Raw genomic sequence first — 16,823 nt, forward strand, 5'->3', positions numbered from 1 at the left:
GGAGGTTCTTGAATCGTGGACATTGTCCCCATACTATTTCAGCTTTTACTCGTGTTCTTCCTGATCTTCATGAACGGCTTTTTTGTGGCCGCGGAGTTTTCCTGCGTCAAGATCCGGCCCTCGCGCCTTGAGACGCTCATTCAGGAGGGCAGCCGCCAGGCCAAATACGCCAAGCGACTGACCGATCATCTCGATGCTTCGCTTTCCGTGACGCAGCTCGGCATCACGCTGGCCTCGCTGGGCTTAGGCTGGGTCGGTGAGCCGGCCGTCGCCACGCTGATCCTGCCCGTCACGCGCTTCTTCGGCCTCGACGACGCCATCGGCCACACGGTTTCGCTGGCCGTGGCATTCTCCATCATCACGGCCATGCACATCATCCTCGGTGAGCTCACGCCAAAGACCATGGCCATCCAGAACGTCGAGAAAATCATGCTGACGGTGGCGCTGCCGATGCTCATCTTCCATCGCGTCATGTACCCGTTTGTCTGGCTGCTCAACCACGTGGCCAACTGGGTCGCGCGCCAGCTGGGCTTTGAGGTGGCCTCGGAAGGCGAGGAGGCACACACCGAGGAGGAAATCCGCCTGCTCATGGAGGAAAGCCACCGCAAGGGTCTCATCGACGACACCGAGGTCGATTTCGTCGACAACGTCTTTGATTTCACGGACCTCAACGTGCGCGAGATCATGACGCCGCGCACGGACATGGTCTGCGTTTACCTCGAAGATACGGTTGAAGAAAACCTCAAGACCATTCTCGAGGAACAGCTCACGCGTTACCCAATCTGTCATGAGGACAAGGACCACATCGTCGGCTTCCTGCACGTCAAGGATCTCATGAAGGTCATGGCGGAAGGCCGCAAGCCCAATCTGCGCCGCCTGGCCCGCAAGGCCCTTGTCGTGCCGGAAAGCATGGATGTCAGCGTGCTGCTCAAGACCATGCAGAAGCAGCGCTCCCAGATGGCCATTGTCGTCGACGAATACGGCGGCACCTCGGGCATGGTGACCATTGAAGATATCGTCGAGGAAATCGTCGGCGACATCCAGGACGAGTTCGATGAAGAGCGTCCGACGGCCGAGCGCCGCGGCCGCCGCGTCTTCTCCGTCGACGCCAAGATGCTTCTCGAGGAACTCGATGATATCCTGGAAGTCTGCATCGAAGATGAAGACGTCGACTCCGTGGGCGGCTGGCTCTACGATCAGATCGGCACGGCTCCGCGCGTCGGCCAGATGGCCGCAAGCGGCGGCAATACCTTCTACGTCGAGGAGATCGACGGCGTGCGCATCACGCGCGTGCTCATCCATCTCGGCCAGGACCTCAAGGAAGAACACGACGAGATCGTCTGACCTCCTGTCATCTGCTGACGGCAGCCGGGTATGCAGGTGCTTCTCTGCCGTCAGGAAGGCCGCTGCACCTTTTGTGCGGCGGCTCTTTTATTGTCCGTAGGGATTCAGACGATTGTATATCGTTTCGTCTCCTGTACTAGGATTCTTGATAAAAAGACGTTATAATAAATACAACGTCGGATACGAATAGGAAGAGAACTATGATTATAACCCTTGAAAATTTCACCAAGAGCTACGGGGAGAAATGCCTGTTCTCCGGCGTCAACCTCAGCATGGATGAGGGCGACAAGGTAGGCATCGTCGGCATCAACGGCACGGGCAAATCGACCTTTCTCAAGGCCATTGCAGGCCTCGTGCCCGTCGACGACGGCACGATGGTCACCATGCGCGGCCTGCGCATCGAGTACCTCGCGCAGGACAAGGTCTTTGAGCCCGAGAACACCGTGCTCATGGAGGTATTTCGCGGCATGACGCCGCTGATGGACGCCCTGCGCGGCTATGAGCTGGCTCTTGCAGCCGCGGCCCAGGCACCCGATGATGAGGATGTGCAGCGCCGCATCATGCAGTATGCCGAAAAGATCGACGCGCTTGACGGCTGGCAGGTTGAGAGCACGGCCAAGACCGTCCTGACGAAGCTTGGCATCGGCGATTACACGGCAAAGGTGGGAACGCTCTCAGGCGGCCAGCAGAAACGCCTGGCCCTCGCAACGGCGCTCATCCAGCCCTGCGATCTGCTGCTGCTCGACGAGCCGACCAACCATCTCGACAGCGAGACGATCGCCTGGCTCGAGGAATACCTCAAGGCGCAGAAAGGCGCCCTGCTCATGGTCACGCACGACCGCTATTTCCTCGACAATACGGCCACGAAGATACTCGAGCTCGACAAGGGCTCTGCCTATACATATACGGGCAATTACACCTCGTTCCTCGAACAGAAGGAAGCGCGCATCGAGCGCGAGACGGCCAGCGAGCAGAAGCGCCAGAACTTCCTGCGCAACGAGCTCAAGTGGCTGCGCCGCGGCGCTCAGGCCCGCTCGACGAAGCAGAAAGCCCGCATCGAGCGCTACGAAGAAGTCAAGAACAAGAAGGTCGACCTCGACCGCAGCACGGTGGAAATCGGTCTTGCGGGCAGCCGCCTCGGCCGCACCGTCATCGAGCTCGACCATGTGACGTATGAGGCGGGCGGGCACACCATCGTCAAGGATTTCTCCTATACGGTGCTGCGCCATGACCGCGTGGCCATCCTCGGCCGCAACGGCACGGGCAAGACGACGCTCCTGGACCTCTTCGCCGGGCGACGCCAGCCGACGAGTGGTACGGTCACCATCGGCCAGACCGTCAAAATCGGCTACTTCACGCAGCGTGCCGTCAAGATGGATGAGCGCCTGCGGGCCATTGAGTACATTCAGGAGGCCGCGCGCGCCATCACGCTGGCCGATGGGTCACGCATCTCCGCGAGCGAGCTCATGGAACGCTTCCTGTTCCCGGGCAGCCTGCAGTGGACGCCAATCGCCCGCCTGTCAGGCGGTGAGAAGCGCCGCCTCTACCTCCTGCGCATCCTCATGGAGGAGCCAAACGTGCTGCTGCTCGACGAGCCGACGAACGATCTCGACCTCGAGACGATGTCCGTGCTTGAATCGTTCATCGACGATTTCAGCGGCGCCATCCTGTTCGTCTCGCACGACCGCTTCTTTGTCGACCGCCTGGCTGACAAAGTCTTCGTTTACCAGCCGGATGGCAGCCTGCGCATGTACGCCGGGGGCTACAGCTACTACAAGGCCAGGGAAGCGGAGGAAGAGGCGGCCCGCGCCGAAACCGCGCCCAAGGCGGCCAAGCCTTCGGGCGATAAAGAGGAAGCGGAGAAGGCCGCGCGCCGGGACCGCCCGGAACGCACCGCGAAGAAGAAACTGAGCTTCAGCGAGCAGAAGGAGTACGCAGAGATCGAGGGGGTCATCGCCAGCAAGGAAGGCGAGCTCAAGGTCGTGCGCCTCGAGATGCAGCAGAACGCCTCCGACTACACGCGCCTTGCCGAGCTCGGCCGCGAGGAGACACGCCTGGCTGCAGAGCTCGACCACCTCATGGAGCGCTGGGCGTACCTCGAGGAGATCGCCGAAAATGAGTAAGATATTCCCCGCGGGGGGATTCTGATACATCCAGATCAACGTTCATCGGGGTATCTTTTGGGTACCGGGTAAACAATTGGAAAAGGGGAAGTTTGACATGGCATTCAACAAGGATCAGTTTGACAGCATCATCAAGGAATTCACCGTCGACGGCGGCCGCCTGCACGAGGTTGCAGCCGATTTCCGCTACGACCTGCGCAAGGGCCTGCAGGATCCGGCAGAATCCTCCCTGCGCATGCTCAAATCGTACGTCGGCCTGCCCACGGGTGAGGAAACGGGCGAGTACCTGGCACTCGATTTCGGCGGCACGAACGTGCGCGTGCTGCGCATCCGCCTCGACGGCCACGGCAAATTCGAGGTGCTCAAGAAAGTTGCCAAGCCGCTGCGCGTCGAAGGCGTCTACGACTTCGTCGGCGAGGGCTCGACGGCAGAGCAGCAGTTTGACTTCATCGCCGAGCTCGTTGACGAGGCCATCGAAGGCGACCATACGACGAAATACCTGCTCGGGCACACCTTCTCCTTCCCGTCGGAGCAGACGAACCTCTACAACGCCAAGCTCATCATCTGGACGAAGGAATTCGCGACGAAGGGCGTTGAGGGCAAGGTCGTAAACGACCTCCTCAAGGAAGCACTGCATCGTCAGGGCATCGACAACGTCGAGCCGACGGCCGTCATCAACGACACCGTTGCTGTCCTGCTCGCAGCCGCCTACAAGCAGGCCGACACCTACATCGGCTCCATTTATGCGACGGGCCACAACACCTGCTACTTCGAGCCGTTTGCTGACCAGGCAGAACGCCCGATGATCCTGAACCTCGAATCCGGCGGCTTCATGAAGCTCGCACCGAACCGTTTCGACGCGGAATTTGACGCGCAGTCCGAGAAACCGGGCGAGCAGCGCCTCGAGAAGATGGTTTCGGGCCGTTACATGGGCGAGCTTTTCGGCATGGCCATTGCTGAGCTCCTCGGCGAGCAGGGGAAGAAATACGGCTTCACGAGCATCGACATGAGCAACACCATCTTCGATGAGACGCCGGAGCGCGGAGCGGTCAAGGCCATCGTCAAAGCCAAGACGGGCCATGAACTCGAGACGGCAGACTGCGAGCTCGTGCAGCAGCTCGCCAGCGCCATCGTCGTCCGTTCGGCACGCCTCGTGACGGCTACGTACGTCGGCATCATCTGGCAGCTTGCCGGCGACAAGAAGATTGAGAAGCAGCACATCGCCATCGACGGCTCCGTCTATGAGAAGATGCCGCTGGCCAAGGAAAACATCATGCGCGCCCTCTCCGAGCTGCTCGGTGAAGACGCTGCCGTCGTCGACACGGTCCTCGAAAACGGCGGCTCCGGACTCGGTGCAGCCATTGCGGCAGCCATGTCCCAGAAATAAATCGGACAAAATAATGGTGTAAAAACACACCGATATGCGGTATAATCAAAGGACGGCCACAATATCAGAAAGGATATTGTGAGCCGTCCTTTGACGTATTCGGAATTAAGAAATTCACGGTGCATCCCGCAGCGTGAGAAAGGAGGGGCTTACCATCGAAACGTCCCTGCAAATGAACCTGTCCCAGCGCCTGTCCATGACGGTGCAGCTGCAGCAGGCCATCCAGATCCTGCAATTTTCGGCACAGGAATTGCGTGCTGCCATTGAAAAAGAATATTTGGAAAATCCCGTACTCGAGATGGATTACCACGACGAGGCGATGCAGGCCGCTCCCGACGCCCCGCAGGATACGAGCATTGCCGCGCTCTCCGATTATCTCGGCGGCGACGGCAAGCAGCCCGGGTATTTCGTCGACGATAAAGAAAAGAATTTTGAGGCCGCTGCGCCGCAGTACACGACGCTTGAGGATGAACTGCTCGAACAGGTCAACTTCACCTTCAAAGACGAGGCGGAACGCGCCATCGCGACGTTCATCGTCGGCTCCATCAGCAGCCAGGGCTATCTGACCGTACCCGTGGCGGAAATCGCGCGGGCCACGCAGTCGGATGCGGCCCTGGTGGAAAAGGTCCTCGCGCGCGTCCAGGAATTTGATCCAGCTGGCGTCGCGGCCCGTGACCTGGCGGAATGCCTGCGCCTGCAGGCCAAGCGGCAGGGCATTTATGAAGGGCTTGTCGCGGCCATCATCGACCGCCATCTCGACGAGGTGGCCGAGGCCCGCATCAAGGAAATCGCAGCAGCCGAGCACTGTCGTCCGGCCGACGTGCAGGTCGGCATCGACATCGTGCGCCGCCTCGATCCGAAGCCGGGCAGCGCGTACGGCGAAGGCTCGCCCGTCACCATCACGCCCGATGTCGTCGTGCGCCGTGCCGAAGATGGCAGCTACAAGGTCGAGATTGAGGATCAGTATGTGCCGCATCTGCAGATTTCGGCACTCTACCGTCAGGCCGACAACTTCGATGCCTCGACGCGCAAGTACATCACGAAGCGCCTCAATGCAGCAGCCTGGCTCATCAACAGCATCGAGCAGCGCCGCCAGACGATCTGCCATGTCGTCGAGGAAATCGTGCGCCGTCAGCACGATTACCTTGAGAAGGGGAGGGCATACCTGCATCCCATGACGATGAAGGAAGTCGCCGATGCCATCGGCGTCCACGAATCCACTGTCAGCCGCGCCGTGGCCAACAAATACGTCGAGATGCCCGGCGGCATCGCCGCCCTGCGCAGCTTCTTCACCGCACGCCTGCCCGGTGCTGGCAGCGAAGAATTCGCCGCCAGTCAGGCCAAGGCCGCCATCGAGAAACTCATCAAGAAAGAAGACCCCAAAAAGCCCCTGTCCGACCAGAAACTCTGCACCCTGCTCAAGAACCAGGGCCTCGACCTCTCGCGCCGCACCGTCATGAAATACCGCGAACAGCTCGGCTACGCCTCCTCTGTCAAACGCAAGCGCTATTGAGCCCAAGGACCTCATTCACCGCTAGCGCGGTCCCCCTTCCCCAACGGGGAAGGCTTTGGGCTTGAGACCTTCGGCAGAACCTGCAACCCTTGCAAAGCGCGCAGCCTTCCCCGCGCACGGGCGCGAAGCGCGGGATGCCAGTGGCATCCCCGGAGAAGGTGCCCCGAAGGGGCGGAAGAGGTCCTTGAGCTGGCGGGAAAGAACAATGCCTGACTGTGAGTTTTTGCATGCGGCGCAGCCCCGCGCACGGGCGCGAAGCGCGGGATGCCGGTGGCATCCCCGGAGAAGGTGCCCCGAAGGGGCGGAAGAGGTCCTTGGTGTAGCGAGCAGAAACGGCCGTCGTCCCTAAAGCCTTCAACTCTGGGGAATGCGTCAGTACTCCTGTACGTATAATAAATTTTGCAAAGTTTATAGAAAAAGCTTGAAAATCATCAGAAAAGTGATATGATAGTAGCCGTAGGCAAGTTAAGACCATCGTCTAGCCGAGTAAGTTAAAAAAAGCACATTCTATGACTATGTGTATGTGTATGTAGCGGGAATGCGTGAAAGAGAATTACGGAATCATCCCTTTTTTTTGGACATAAAAGTTCATGTTTTCACTTTCACAAACTCTGCACCATTCTCGTTCCGGTATCTTAGGGAGGAAATCATCATGGCAGATCAGAAACCAAGAATCGTAATCGTCGGTGCAGGCTTTGGCGGCGTCAAGGCGGCAAAGCTCTTTGCCAAGCAGGATGTAAACGTCACAATCATCGACCGCCACAACTTCCAGCTGTTCCAGCCGCTGCTCTATCAGGTATCGACGGCTGTCCTCTCCACGGACGAAATCGCTTATCCAATTCGCACGTTCTTCCGCAAGAACAACAACGTCGAATTCTTCATGGCGAAAGCACAGGGCGTTGACCAGGCCCGCAAAGTCGTCAAGACGAACCATGGCGAGGTCCCGTACGATTACCTTATCCTCTCGGCCGGCGCCACGACGAACTTCTTCGGCATGAAGAGCGTTGAGGAAAATTCCTACGGCATGAAGACGCTGCAGGAAGCCCTGCACATCCGCAACCACGTGCTGCACATGTTCGAGCGTGCCAACAAGAGCAAGGATCCGGAAGAACGCCGCCGCATGCTGACGTTCGTCGTCGTTGGTGGCGGCCCGACGGGCATCGAGGAATCCGGTGCTCTCTCCGAGCTCATCGAGATCCAGAAAAAAGAATTCCATCATCTCGACTTCAGCGAAGTCAGCGTCAAGCTCATCGAGGCTACGCCGAACGTCCTGCCGATGGTCGCGCCGAACCTCCGCGAGCATGCCGTCAAGGTCCTGCGCCATAAAGGCGTCGATGTCATGCTGAGCACGCAGGTCGTGGATTACGATGGCAAGGATCTTAAGCTCAAAGATGGTTCCACGATCCCGACGAATACCGTCATCTGGGCAGCCGGCGTCAAGGCTGTGCCGTTCATCGCTGACTGTGGCGGCGAAGTTGACCGCGGCGGTCGCATCATCGTCAACGAGAAGCTGCAGGTCGAAGGCAGCGAAAACGTCTTTGCCATCGGTGACTGCGCACACTTCCAGCACGGCACGGAGCGCCCGCTGCCGACGGTTGCGCCGGTTGCCATGCAGGAAGCTCAGATCGCCTTCAACAACATCATGCGCCTGATCCGCGGCGACAAGAACCTCGAGGACTTCCACTACAAAGACCTCGGCTCCATGGCCACGATCGGCCGCGGCGAAGCCGTCGTCGACAAGACGAAGATCAACCCGCAGATGACGGGCTTCCTCGCCTGGTGCGCATGGATGTTTGTCCATCTCCTCCGCCTCGCCGGCGCACATGCCAACTTCACGGTTGCCCTCAAGTGGACCTGGAATTTCTTCTCGGGCACGCGCCTCGGCCGTATCATCACGAATATCCAGCCGTAAGCGATTCGATAAACAGCATTACGGTTCATGCCATCTCCCGGTGAAAACCGGGAGATTTTTAGTAGAAACAATTGTTTTTGCAAAAGAGGCAGGATTTTTCTACAAGCATGCAGAATAAAAAACAAAGAAAGTTATGCTATAAATAATTTTTTTCAATTACGCCGTTTTTTAAGAAAACGGCATCCCACATTAGAAAAACATCTGACCTGTCATAAACGACAGGGACAGAATCTAATGGGCTTGTTATGCTATACGTGTAGAATAGTAGAACGATAGGAGTGGTCTTATGAAGAAAATGGGAAAGAAGTGGGGATTGATTGCCGCAGCCATGGCTGTCGGCTTGGCTGGTTCCAATTTTGCAAGTGTTGAAGCTGCCACTACGCCGGACGCTGGTACTCTGATGGGAGAACAGCAGAATAAACATGACTTCGGCAAGCCTGGCGATGTATCGCTGGGGTCGGCGGATATCAACGTTGAGCAGGAACAGCGTCCGAGCCTCAATCTGCCGGAAAGCCTCAAAGTACAAGTCAACGATTTCAAGATCACGGGCCAGGACATCTACAGCGAAGACACCCTCAAAGCTTTGCTGGCCGACAAGAAAGGCAAACTCCTGACCTTCAAGGACCTGCAGGATGGTGCCGATACACTGACGAAATACTTCCGCGATAAGGGATATATCGCCGCGCACGCCTATCTGCCTGTTCAGAAAATCACCGGTGGTGTCGTGGAATACTCCGTGGTGGTTGGCCGTTTCGACGGAATCACCGTCCGGAACAACACGAAGATCCACGACAGCGCCGTCCAGCGTGAAATCCAGTTCCTCAAGAAAGGCGACTACCTGACGAAGGAAAACCTCGAGCGTGCCGTCTGGCTGCTCTCCGACCTCGCGGGTGCCGACGCCAAGGCAACGCTGACGACGGGCGAGAACCCCGGCACCGTCCATGTGACGCTCGACCTCAACCCGCATAACGGCAAGCAGGGCCTGTTCTCCATCGACAACTACGGCAACCGCTCGACCGGCTACAACGAATACGGCCTCGACTACGACTTCCTGAACCTCGCGCGTGAAGGCGACCATCTGGCCGTCGGCATCACGACGACGGGCAACGAGCTCTTCAACTGGGGCGCGAACTACACGATCCCGGTCATCCGCGACGGCATGCGCCTCACGGCTGGCTACAACGTGCTGACGTACCAGCTCGGCGATGAATTCGAAGACCTCGACGCCGTTGGTCATTCCCGCATCGCTTCGCTCGGCCTCGACTACGCCATCCAGCGCAGCCAGCGCCACAACCTCTACACGGGCCTGCGCTATGAGCACAGTGATATCCAGGATGAATACCGCCTGTTCAATACGACGTATGCGGACAAGACGGGCAATGCCGCCGTATTCTCGCTCTACGGCGACGAACAGGACCGCAAGGGCGCCACGGACTGGCGCGTCGAATACAAATGGGGCCACATCAGCGATGATGCTGACAGCTTCCTGAGTGCGGACCCAAGTACGCTCGGCACTTACCAGAAGATCCGTGCCAACATCCTGCGCCGCCAGAACTTCAACAATCGTCTCTATCTGCTGCTCTCCGCCCGCGGACAGTACGCGTTCAACAACCTCGACTCCTCGGAGCATTTCTCCCTCGGCGGCCCCTATGGCGTCCGCGCTTATCCGACGAGTGAAGCTTCGGGCGACATGGGCTATCTGACGCGTGCCGAACTGCGCTGGCTCCTGCCGCTCGGCGCACAGGATCAGCAGCTCCATCTCGCGACCTATCTCGAGCATGGCGGCGTCTGGATGAATAAAGACAACGATGCCATTGGCAACCCGAAGAACCATCGCAACCTCCAGGGCATTGGCCTCGGCCTCATCTGGTCCCGCTGGGAAGACTGGTTCCTGCGCCTCGACTATGCGTGGAAGCTCGGCTCGGAAGAACCCACGAGCGATACGAGCCATACGGGCGGCCACTTCTGGATCCGCGGCGGCGTCTACTTCTGATCCGCAGCCCCGAATCTCATTCTACACGATCATAAACGGCGAGGCAGTTCCGGGCCTCTCCCGAGGAGGTTGCGCCAGGCAAGCCTCCAGTAAAGAAGGTGAAAGCAATGGGCAAGTTCATATCTGATTTCCGCAGCCTGCGACTGGCTGCTGCCGTAGGACTCGCCCTGCTGGCAGCCAGCCCGATGACGACAGCCGACGCCATGCCGCTGACGAAAGTTCACGGTTCTCACGCTGAGCCTGAGTCCGTGGAAAAAGCCGGTGTTGATGCAGGGACCCTGACCTCGGTGCGCCCGCGCCTCTACGACCGCCGGCTGCTCGTATCCGTGCCGGGCGTGGACCAGGCAGACCTGGCCGCTGATATCGGCAACGTCTCGCTGACCAGCCAGGAAATATCGGATGAAGGCGGCCTCATCGCCCTGCGGGCAATCCCTGAGGGCGGCAGTACGCTGGCGGATGCGGAAAACATCCACCTGTCCGCTGACGTCGCCGGCAAGATCGGCATCAGCGTCAACGGAGAACTCGCCAAGGAAAATACCCTGAACCGCAGTGCGCTGCAGGCGGAGAATGCCACCGTCATCACGACGCAGCGGCGTGTCCGTGAACTCGTCGGCACCGTCATCAACAGCGACGGCTTTCAGGAAGCAGACGGGCTCGTCTGCAGCCAGGACGGCACCGTGCAGCTGTCTGCCGTCCGTTTCTCTCCGCTGAGCAAGAAAACGGGCAAGACCACAGCGCCACAACAGACAGCCAAGTCCGGCGCACAGCAGAAAGGCAAGGATGGTGCCATCATCATCGAACACCTCAAGCAGCGCGGCACACCCGCCTCGGCTTACAAAGTCGCAGAGGCTGACCCCGACGTCATCCTCGATGCCGAAGCCTGGGTCGAAGGTCCCGGCTGAAACCATACGCAACATCCATACACCGTCAGTTTTCTGGCGGTGTATTTTTATTTTGCCATACCTGTCGTTTTTGACAGGGACATAGGTCCTGATTTTTGGTAAGCTATACTTGGGTAACAGGAGAAGACAACCTCAGCAGTTACCAGATGGATTTTGCTTGCGCTGATGCGGGACAGCACCATTTTCTGCATTATCGCAATCTTCTGAAAAGGTGGCATGTCTGATAACAAAAAAGAAAGAGGGGAACCATCATGACACGCAAGATAAGAAGAACATGGCATCGCAAAACGGCTGCTCTCGCAGCGACCATGATGGCCATGTCGTTCGGTGGTATGGCGTATGCCATGCCGCAGGGCGAAACAATCCGCTCGGGTCATGGCGAAATCACGCGTCAGGACAAAGAGATGACGGTAAACCAGGATACGAAGCACCTCGCCATTGACTGGAAGGGCTTCGATATCAACAACGATGAACGCGTTCGCTTTAACCAGCCGGACGCTGCTTCGATTGCACTCAACCGCGTGACCGGTGACGCAAAGACGTTCATTGACGGCAGTCTCACAGCCAATGGACAGGTATTCGTCATCAATCCCAATGGCGTCCTGTTCGGTCAGAACGCTTCCGTTGACGTTGGTTCGCTCGTGGCCTCCACTGCACGGGTGAGCGACAGCCAGATGGAAGCCTTCGGCAATGGCGACGGCACGCTCAATCTGGAGCTCGCTGACGATTCCACGGCGAAAGTCATCAATGAAGGTACGATCCGCGCCGAAGGCGGCCTCGTGGCACTGCATGCAGCGGCTGTCGAGAACAGCGGCACGATCGCGAACGAAGGCGGCAAGATTGCTCTGGCCGCAGCAAAGAATATCAACCTGTCTGCCGATACGGCGGGCAAGCTTAACTTTACAGTTGACGGCACGCTTGCGAAAGCCAGCACGCTCAACAGCGGCGTCCTGAAAGCCGACGGCGGCTACATCGTCATGACGGCGAAGCAGGCCGGCGACGTGATGAGCACGGTCGTCAACAATACAGGTACGATTGAGGCGAAGACGCTGCGCCAGAACGAGAAGGGTGAGATCCTGCTCGACGGCGGCGAAAGCGGCATCGTTGAGATCAGTGGCACGATTGATGCATCCGGCATGGAGGCCGGGCAGAGTGCAGGCCAGATCAAGGCCATCGGTGCGGAAACGCACCTCAAAGACGGCGCAGCGCTGCTGGCCCGCGGTACAGTCGACGGCGGTCTGATTGAAACGTCGGGCGACTACCTCGAGATTGGTGATACAGTCAACATCGACGCAGCCGGTGAAACCGGCAAAGCCGGCGAGTGGCTGCTCGACCCGCTTGATGTTGTAATCTCGGATTCAAAGCCAAGTGGCAGTACGGATGCAGATTCGGATAACTCGTATAATGAAGTCCAGACAGCTGATGCCAATAAGACGTCTTGGGTCAACAGCAATACGGTCAATACTTTGCTGAGCCGTGGCACGAGTGTCAAGATTCAGTCCGTCGACAAGAACAAGGCCGCAACGATTACGGTTGATTCGGAAATCAAGAAGAGCGGCGAAAAGGATGCCGATACGACGACTCTCACGCTCGAAGCACAGAGTAATGTCACAATCAATAAGTCCATAAAATCGACAGTTGGCAAGCTCAATGTCGTTCTGAATTCCGATATCGATGGCAATGGTGTCGGCGCAGTCCTGATCAATGCCGACATCGATACCAACGGCGGCAGCTTCACTTCCGGCAGCGGCGGCAATGTTGAGCTAGAGTCGTATACTTGGGGGGGGAAGACTTACTATCGCGTAGCAGGAACAGCTGATCCAACGAAAGGTACGGTTGGTACGTACTTCGGTAATGGTGGATCCACTGCTGGCCGCACAATCAATACAAATGGCGGTGCAGTCAATCTTTACGGCGACGTAGCCGTTGGCTTGAATGGTGGCAATCTGATCTTGGATACGAACGGTGGTGCCGTAAAGGTTATCGGCTCGATTGATTCTGGCAACGCTTATACCATCTATTCGATGGATGATACGGCAAAATGGGATGAATTGGTTAATAAGATAAAATCATCCTATTCTAATTATGCATGGAACAGTAAAGTTAAATCTTACTATGAGAGTATTTCGTCTCAAAATAAAATAGCTCAGTCTGGAGAGGGGTACTCCTATTATGATTTTCAGGGAAATCTTCGGTATTACATAGTCGACTGGAGTAACTTAAGTGCCTCTGAAAAAGAAAAGGTAGCTAAGTACTATGTAGCTAATAACTGGGATTTTGCTAAAATATTGGCTCAGGGAAATACAGAAGGTGGCGCAAAGACAGGCGATACCTATTTGGCAACTATCACAACTGCTCTAGAAAACTCGTTGACGAGCCAGGGCAAGGAAAATCCGCTTTTTGTTGGTGGTAGAGGTAGTGGCAATTCTAGAAATCCGGTAGATAATACGTATAGAGATGGATACTATTGGATTACTGGACCGGAAGGACTGGTTACGAATGCCAATGGCACCAAAGGTACCAAGTTTGCTAGGAATGATGGCACACCTACGGAAAACTATTACGCTAATTGGAACAATGGTAAGTCGAATATTACAGGTGAAACCACAAAAGAACCAAATAATTCTGGCCCATATGTATCGGTAGGTTTTGGCACTGCCTCGAACTGGGATGATGTTAAGTCATCCGCTGGTACGACGAAAGGCTTTGTTCAGGAAAAGAACTTGGCGCATTCCGGTCTTGTCATCAACAGTAATGGCGGCAGTGTTGACCTGAAGGGCAACGTCGGACATTCCGTTGCGCTGAGCAAACTTGCCATCACGAGTACTGGTACAGTCAATATCGGCGGTGGCACGAATCAGTCTGGTGCAACCCTCTCTGGCATTGTCCATGTCGATAATAACGTCGATATTACGGGCAACGGCGTCACAGTCGGCGATCGCATTACATCAGATGCAGGCCATGTAAACGTCACATCTGACGGCAATATTTTGGTTCACGGCATTACGGCCGCAGATAAGATCAAGCTTGTCAGCACGGGCGAGTCGGGAGATATCACCATTGACGATTACGGTACGACGAACAACGGCGCGCTGATTACCAAGTCGACGGCAAACGATGCTGTCATCATTGATGCACGCGGCACAGATGGTTCCTTCCATAATGCAACAGATGCAACGAAGGCAGCGAATGCCATCACGACTGGCACAGGCGGCAACTGGCAAGTCTACTCCGCATCGCCAGACCGCGACACGTTCGGTACGAACGGTACGAACCTCAACAGCGAGACGACGGCCCTCTGGCACGCCAGCTCGACTGGCGACAACGGTCTCTACGCGTATGCTGCGGAAAATACGAACAAGTACATCTTCCAGGTACAGCCGACAATTACGGTCAAAGCGGATGATCAGACAAAGACGTATGGTGATGAAGCTGATGTAACCGCGTACACGACGACGGCAACGGCTTCCTTCACGGGCCGCAATGGTACGTACAGCGTTTCGGATGAGAAATTCACACCTGCTTTCCAGGAAGGAAACTTGAAGAATCGCTATACGGGTGAAATCGAGTTTTCGAGCGAGGGCGCTGCGGCAGAAAAGACCCGTATGGATGGTGACATTAATAAAACGAGCAGCGATAATGCGCGTCCATACTTTGTTATCAAAGCAGAGGGGCAAAATCTGGCTGGCAAAGAAGGCTATGCCGTTACAACAGCAAATGGTACGCTTGAAATCCTCAGGCGCGATGCCAATATCAGCGGCACGGGAACCCAGACCTATGGCAACTCGGATATCTCGTGGACAACGACTGCTTCGAACCTTAAAAATAACGACCAGGTTGGCACGGTTACCATTAAAGAAGTCAGTGCCTACACCGAGAATCAGAAAGGTCGCACGACAGCAGATGCCGGTACGTATGAGAATTCGGCTGCTTTCGGCAGCATCCTGAATGAAAAGGGTGAAGACGCCAGCATCAACTACAACCTCACTGGCACGGGCACGATTCAAGTCAACAAAGCAAAATTGTCTATTGAAACGGACGGTTTTGAAAAAGTATACGGCGATGTGTCTGGTGTTCAGGAAGAACTCGAGAATGCAGCGACGATTAAAGGCCTGACGAATGGCGATGGCGAAGCCGAGATGAAGCTCAACGGCACGTCGAACGCTTTGATTACTGTCGGTGATGAAGTTCGCACGAACAATGTCCTCTATGATAATGATACGAAAACATACGATGGTTATGAAGTCAAGGCAGATCTTTCCGGCCTCTCGGATGAACTTCGGGCAGCTATCAATAAGAACTACGAGATTGATGACAAGACGAGCAAGACAGGGAAAGCTGTCTTGAAGAAAAAGGGAATTACGCTCATCACAAAGAACATCGAGACGACGTATGGTGATGGCAACGCGATTCGTGATCAATTGAACAACAAGCTCTTGAGCTTGGATGGGTTGGTGTCTTGGGACAAGGAAAGTGATGTCCTGAACGAGTTAACCCCAGATGTCAGTGTCAACATGACGGATTCCGAGGCATCTCCTTATAAGCTCGTAAATGGGGAGCGCGCTACAGATGCATCTGGCAATTTCTATACGAACAATGCTAATGAGCATGGCTATAGCATTACAACAGCGCATTATTCTCCAGCTCAGAATTATGAAGTGATCGGCACAAAAGAAGGTTTTGTCAAGGTCAAGAAGGCTGACTTACAGGTTGAAGTCGGCAATGCCACGACTACCTATGGTACGCCCTTTGATGAGAATCTGTATACTTACACGTATTCCAATCTTGTTAACGGCGATACGGCTGAGATGCTGAATGCAGAATTAAAGGTGTCGCCTAAGTATACGAATACTGGCGATGGTACGGGTGGCAGAGCAACACAGAATTTTGGCGAGTATAGCTTAACGATTAAACCTTCGGCGTTTAATTCGTATCTGAAAAACTATAACGTCAAGAATGTTTTGTCTGGAGTATCTACAGTCAACCGGGCACCGTATACAATCACTGTTGGTGATATTAGGAATATAACGTATGGCGATTACAAGACTCTTGGGACGGCACTCCGTAAGAATTCAGTAGGTACGATTTCTGGCTTGACAAATGGCGACGAAAAAGATTTTGAATCAACCTTCCATGGCACATCGGATGCTCTGCTGTATATTAATAAAAAATGGTATACGAATGATGTCAATACAGATGGTTATGCCATTAACCCAGAACTCTCATCTCAATTACAAGACATTTTGGCAAAGAACTATAGATTGGTATCTGAGGATCCAGGCCGGGTCTATCTGAATAAGGCTAAATTACAGGTCAATATCGGCAATGCCGAAACTGTCTATGGGACGAAGTTTGATGAAGATGAGTACAGCTACAACTATAGCACAGAAACGGGCAAGAGCCTGGTTAATGGCGATACGAAAGACTCGCTGGCACAAGGTCTTGGCGAAATCAAATATGACAATGATGCTGCACTTGATGGCAAACTCACTGGTATCTGGACAAAAGATGTAGGCAATAACTATCCGCTGACCTTTGCGGCTAAAACAGCAAACGCATTCCATGCATTGAACAATTATGATGTTTCAATTGTGGATGGTAAAGCAATAGTCACGCCGTACAAAATCAAGAGTAGTGATTTCGTCAATG

General features: G+C 55.5%; 8 protein-coding genes. All 8 read left to right on the top strand.

Annotated elements, in window-relative coordinates; genetic code table 11:
• The first annotated feature begins 15 nt into the window (after nucleotides 1-15).
• Nucleotides 16-1,344, top strand: coding sequence for a hemolysin family protein (locus DWZ54_RS06725; protein ID WP_118475000.1), 1,329 nt, complete (start codon nucleotides 16-18; stop codon nucleotides 1,342-1,344).
• A 200-nt stretch (nucleotides 1,345-1,544) separates the two neighbouring features.
• The gene (locus DWZ54_RS06730; RefSeq protein WP_118475001.1) at nucleotides 1,545-3,467 is read left to right on the top strand and encodes an ABC-F family ATP-binding cassette domain-containing protein; all 1,923 of its coding nucleotides are present in this window, start codon (nucleotides 1,545-1,547) and stop codon (nucleotides 3,465-3,467) included.
• A 97-nt stretch (nucleotides 3,468-3,564) separates the two neighbouring features.
• Nucleotides 3,565-4,854 carry a hexokinase family protein gene (locus DWZ54_RS06735; RefSeq protein WP_118475002.1) on the top strand — a complete coding sequence of 430 codons (1,290 nt, stop codon included), beginning with the start codon at nucleotides 3,565-3,567 and terminating at the stop codon, nucleotides 4,852-4,854.
• A gap of 172 nt (nucleotides 4,855-5,026) precedes the next feature.
• A complete protein-coding gene (rpoN, locus tag DWZ54_RS06740; protein ID WP_118475003.1) occupies nucleotides 5,027-6,367 on the top strand; it encodes an RNA polymerase factor sigma-54 in 1,341 nt (446 codons plus the stop codon).
• A gap of 652 nt (nucleotides 6,368-7,019) precedes the next feature.
• Nucleotides 7,020-8,279, top strand: a complete 1,260-nt coding sequence (locus tag DWZ54_RS06745; protein WP_118475004.1) for an NAD(P)/FAD-dependent oxidoreductase — start codon at nucleotides 7,020-7,022, stop codon at nucleotides 8,277-8,279.
• Nucleotides 8,280-8,565: 286 nt separating this feature from the next.
• Nucleotides 8,566-10,272 (top strand): ShlB/FhaC/HecB family hemolysin secretion/activation protein, encoded by a 1,707-nt coding sequence (locus DWZ54_RS06750; RefSeq protein WP_233541641.1) that lies wholly within the window; start codon nucleotides 8,566-8,568, stop codon nucleotides 10,270-10,272.
• Nucleotides 10,273-10,379: 107 nt separating this feature from the next.
• Nucleotides 10,380-11,174 carry a hypothetical protein gene (locus DWZ54_RS06755; RefSeq protein ID WP_118475005.1) on the top strand — a complete coding sequence of 265 codons (795 nt, stop codon included), beginning with the start codon at nucleotides 10,380-10,382 and terminating at the stop codon, nucleotides 11,172-11,174.
• Between the two features lie 251 nt (nucleotides 11,175-11,425).
• On the top strand, nucleotides 11,426-16,823 hold a 5,398-nt coding region (locus DWZ54_RS06760), incomplete at its 3' end, for a filamentous hemagglutinin N-terminal domain-containing protein (RefSeq protein WP_118475006.1).

This window comes from Mitsuokella sp. AF33-22, assembly GCF_003475755.1.
GTDB lineage: Bacteria > Bacillota > Negativicutes > Selenomonadales > Selenomonadaceae > Mitsuokella.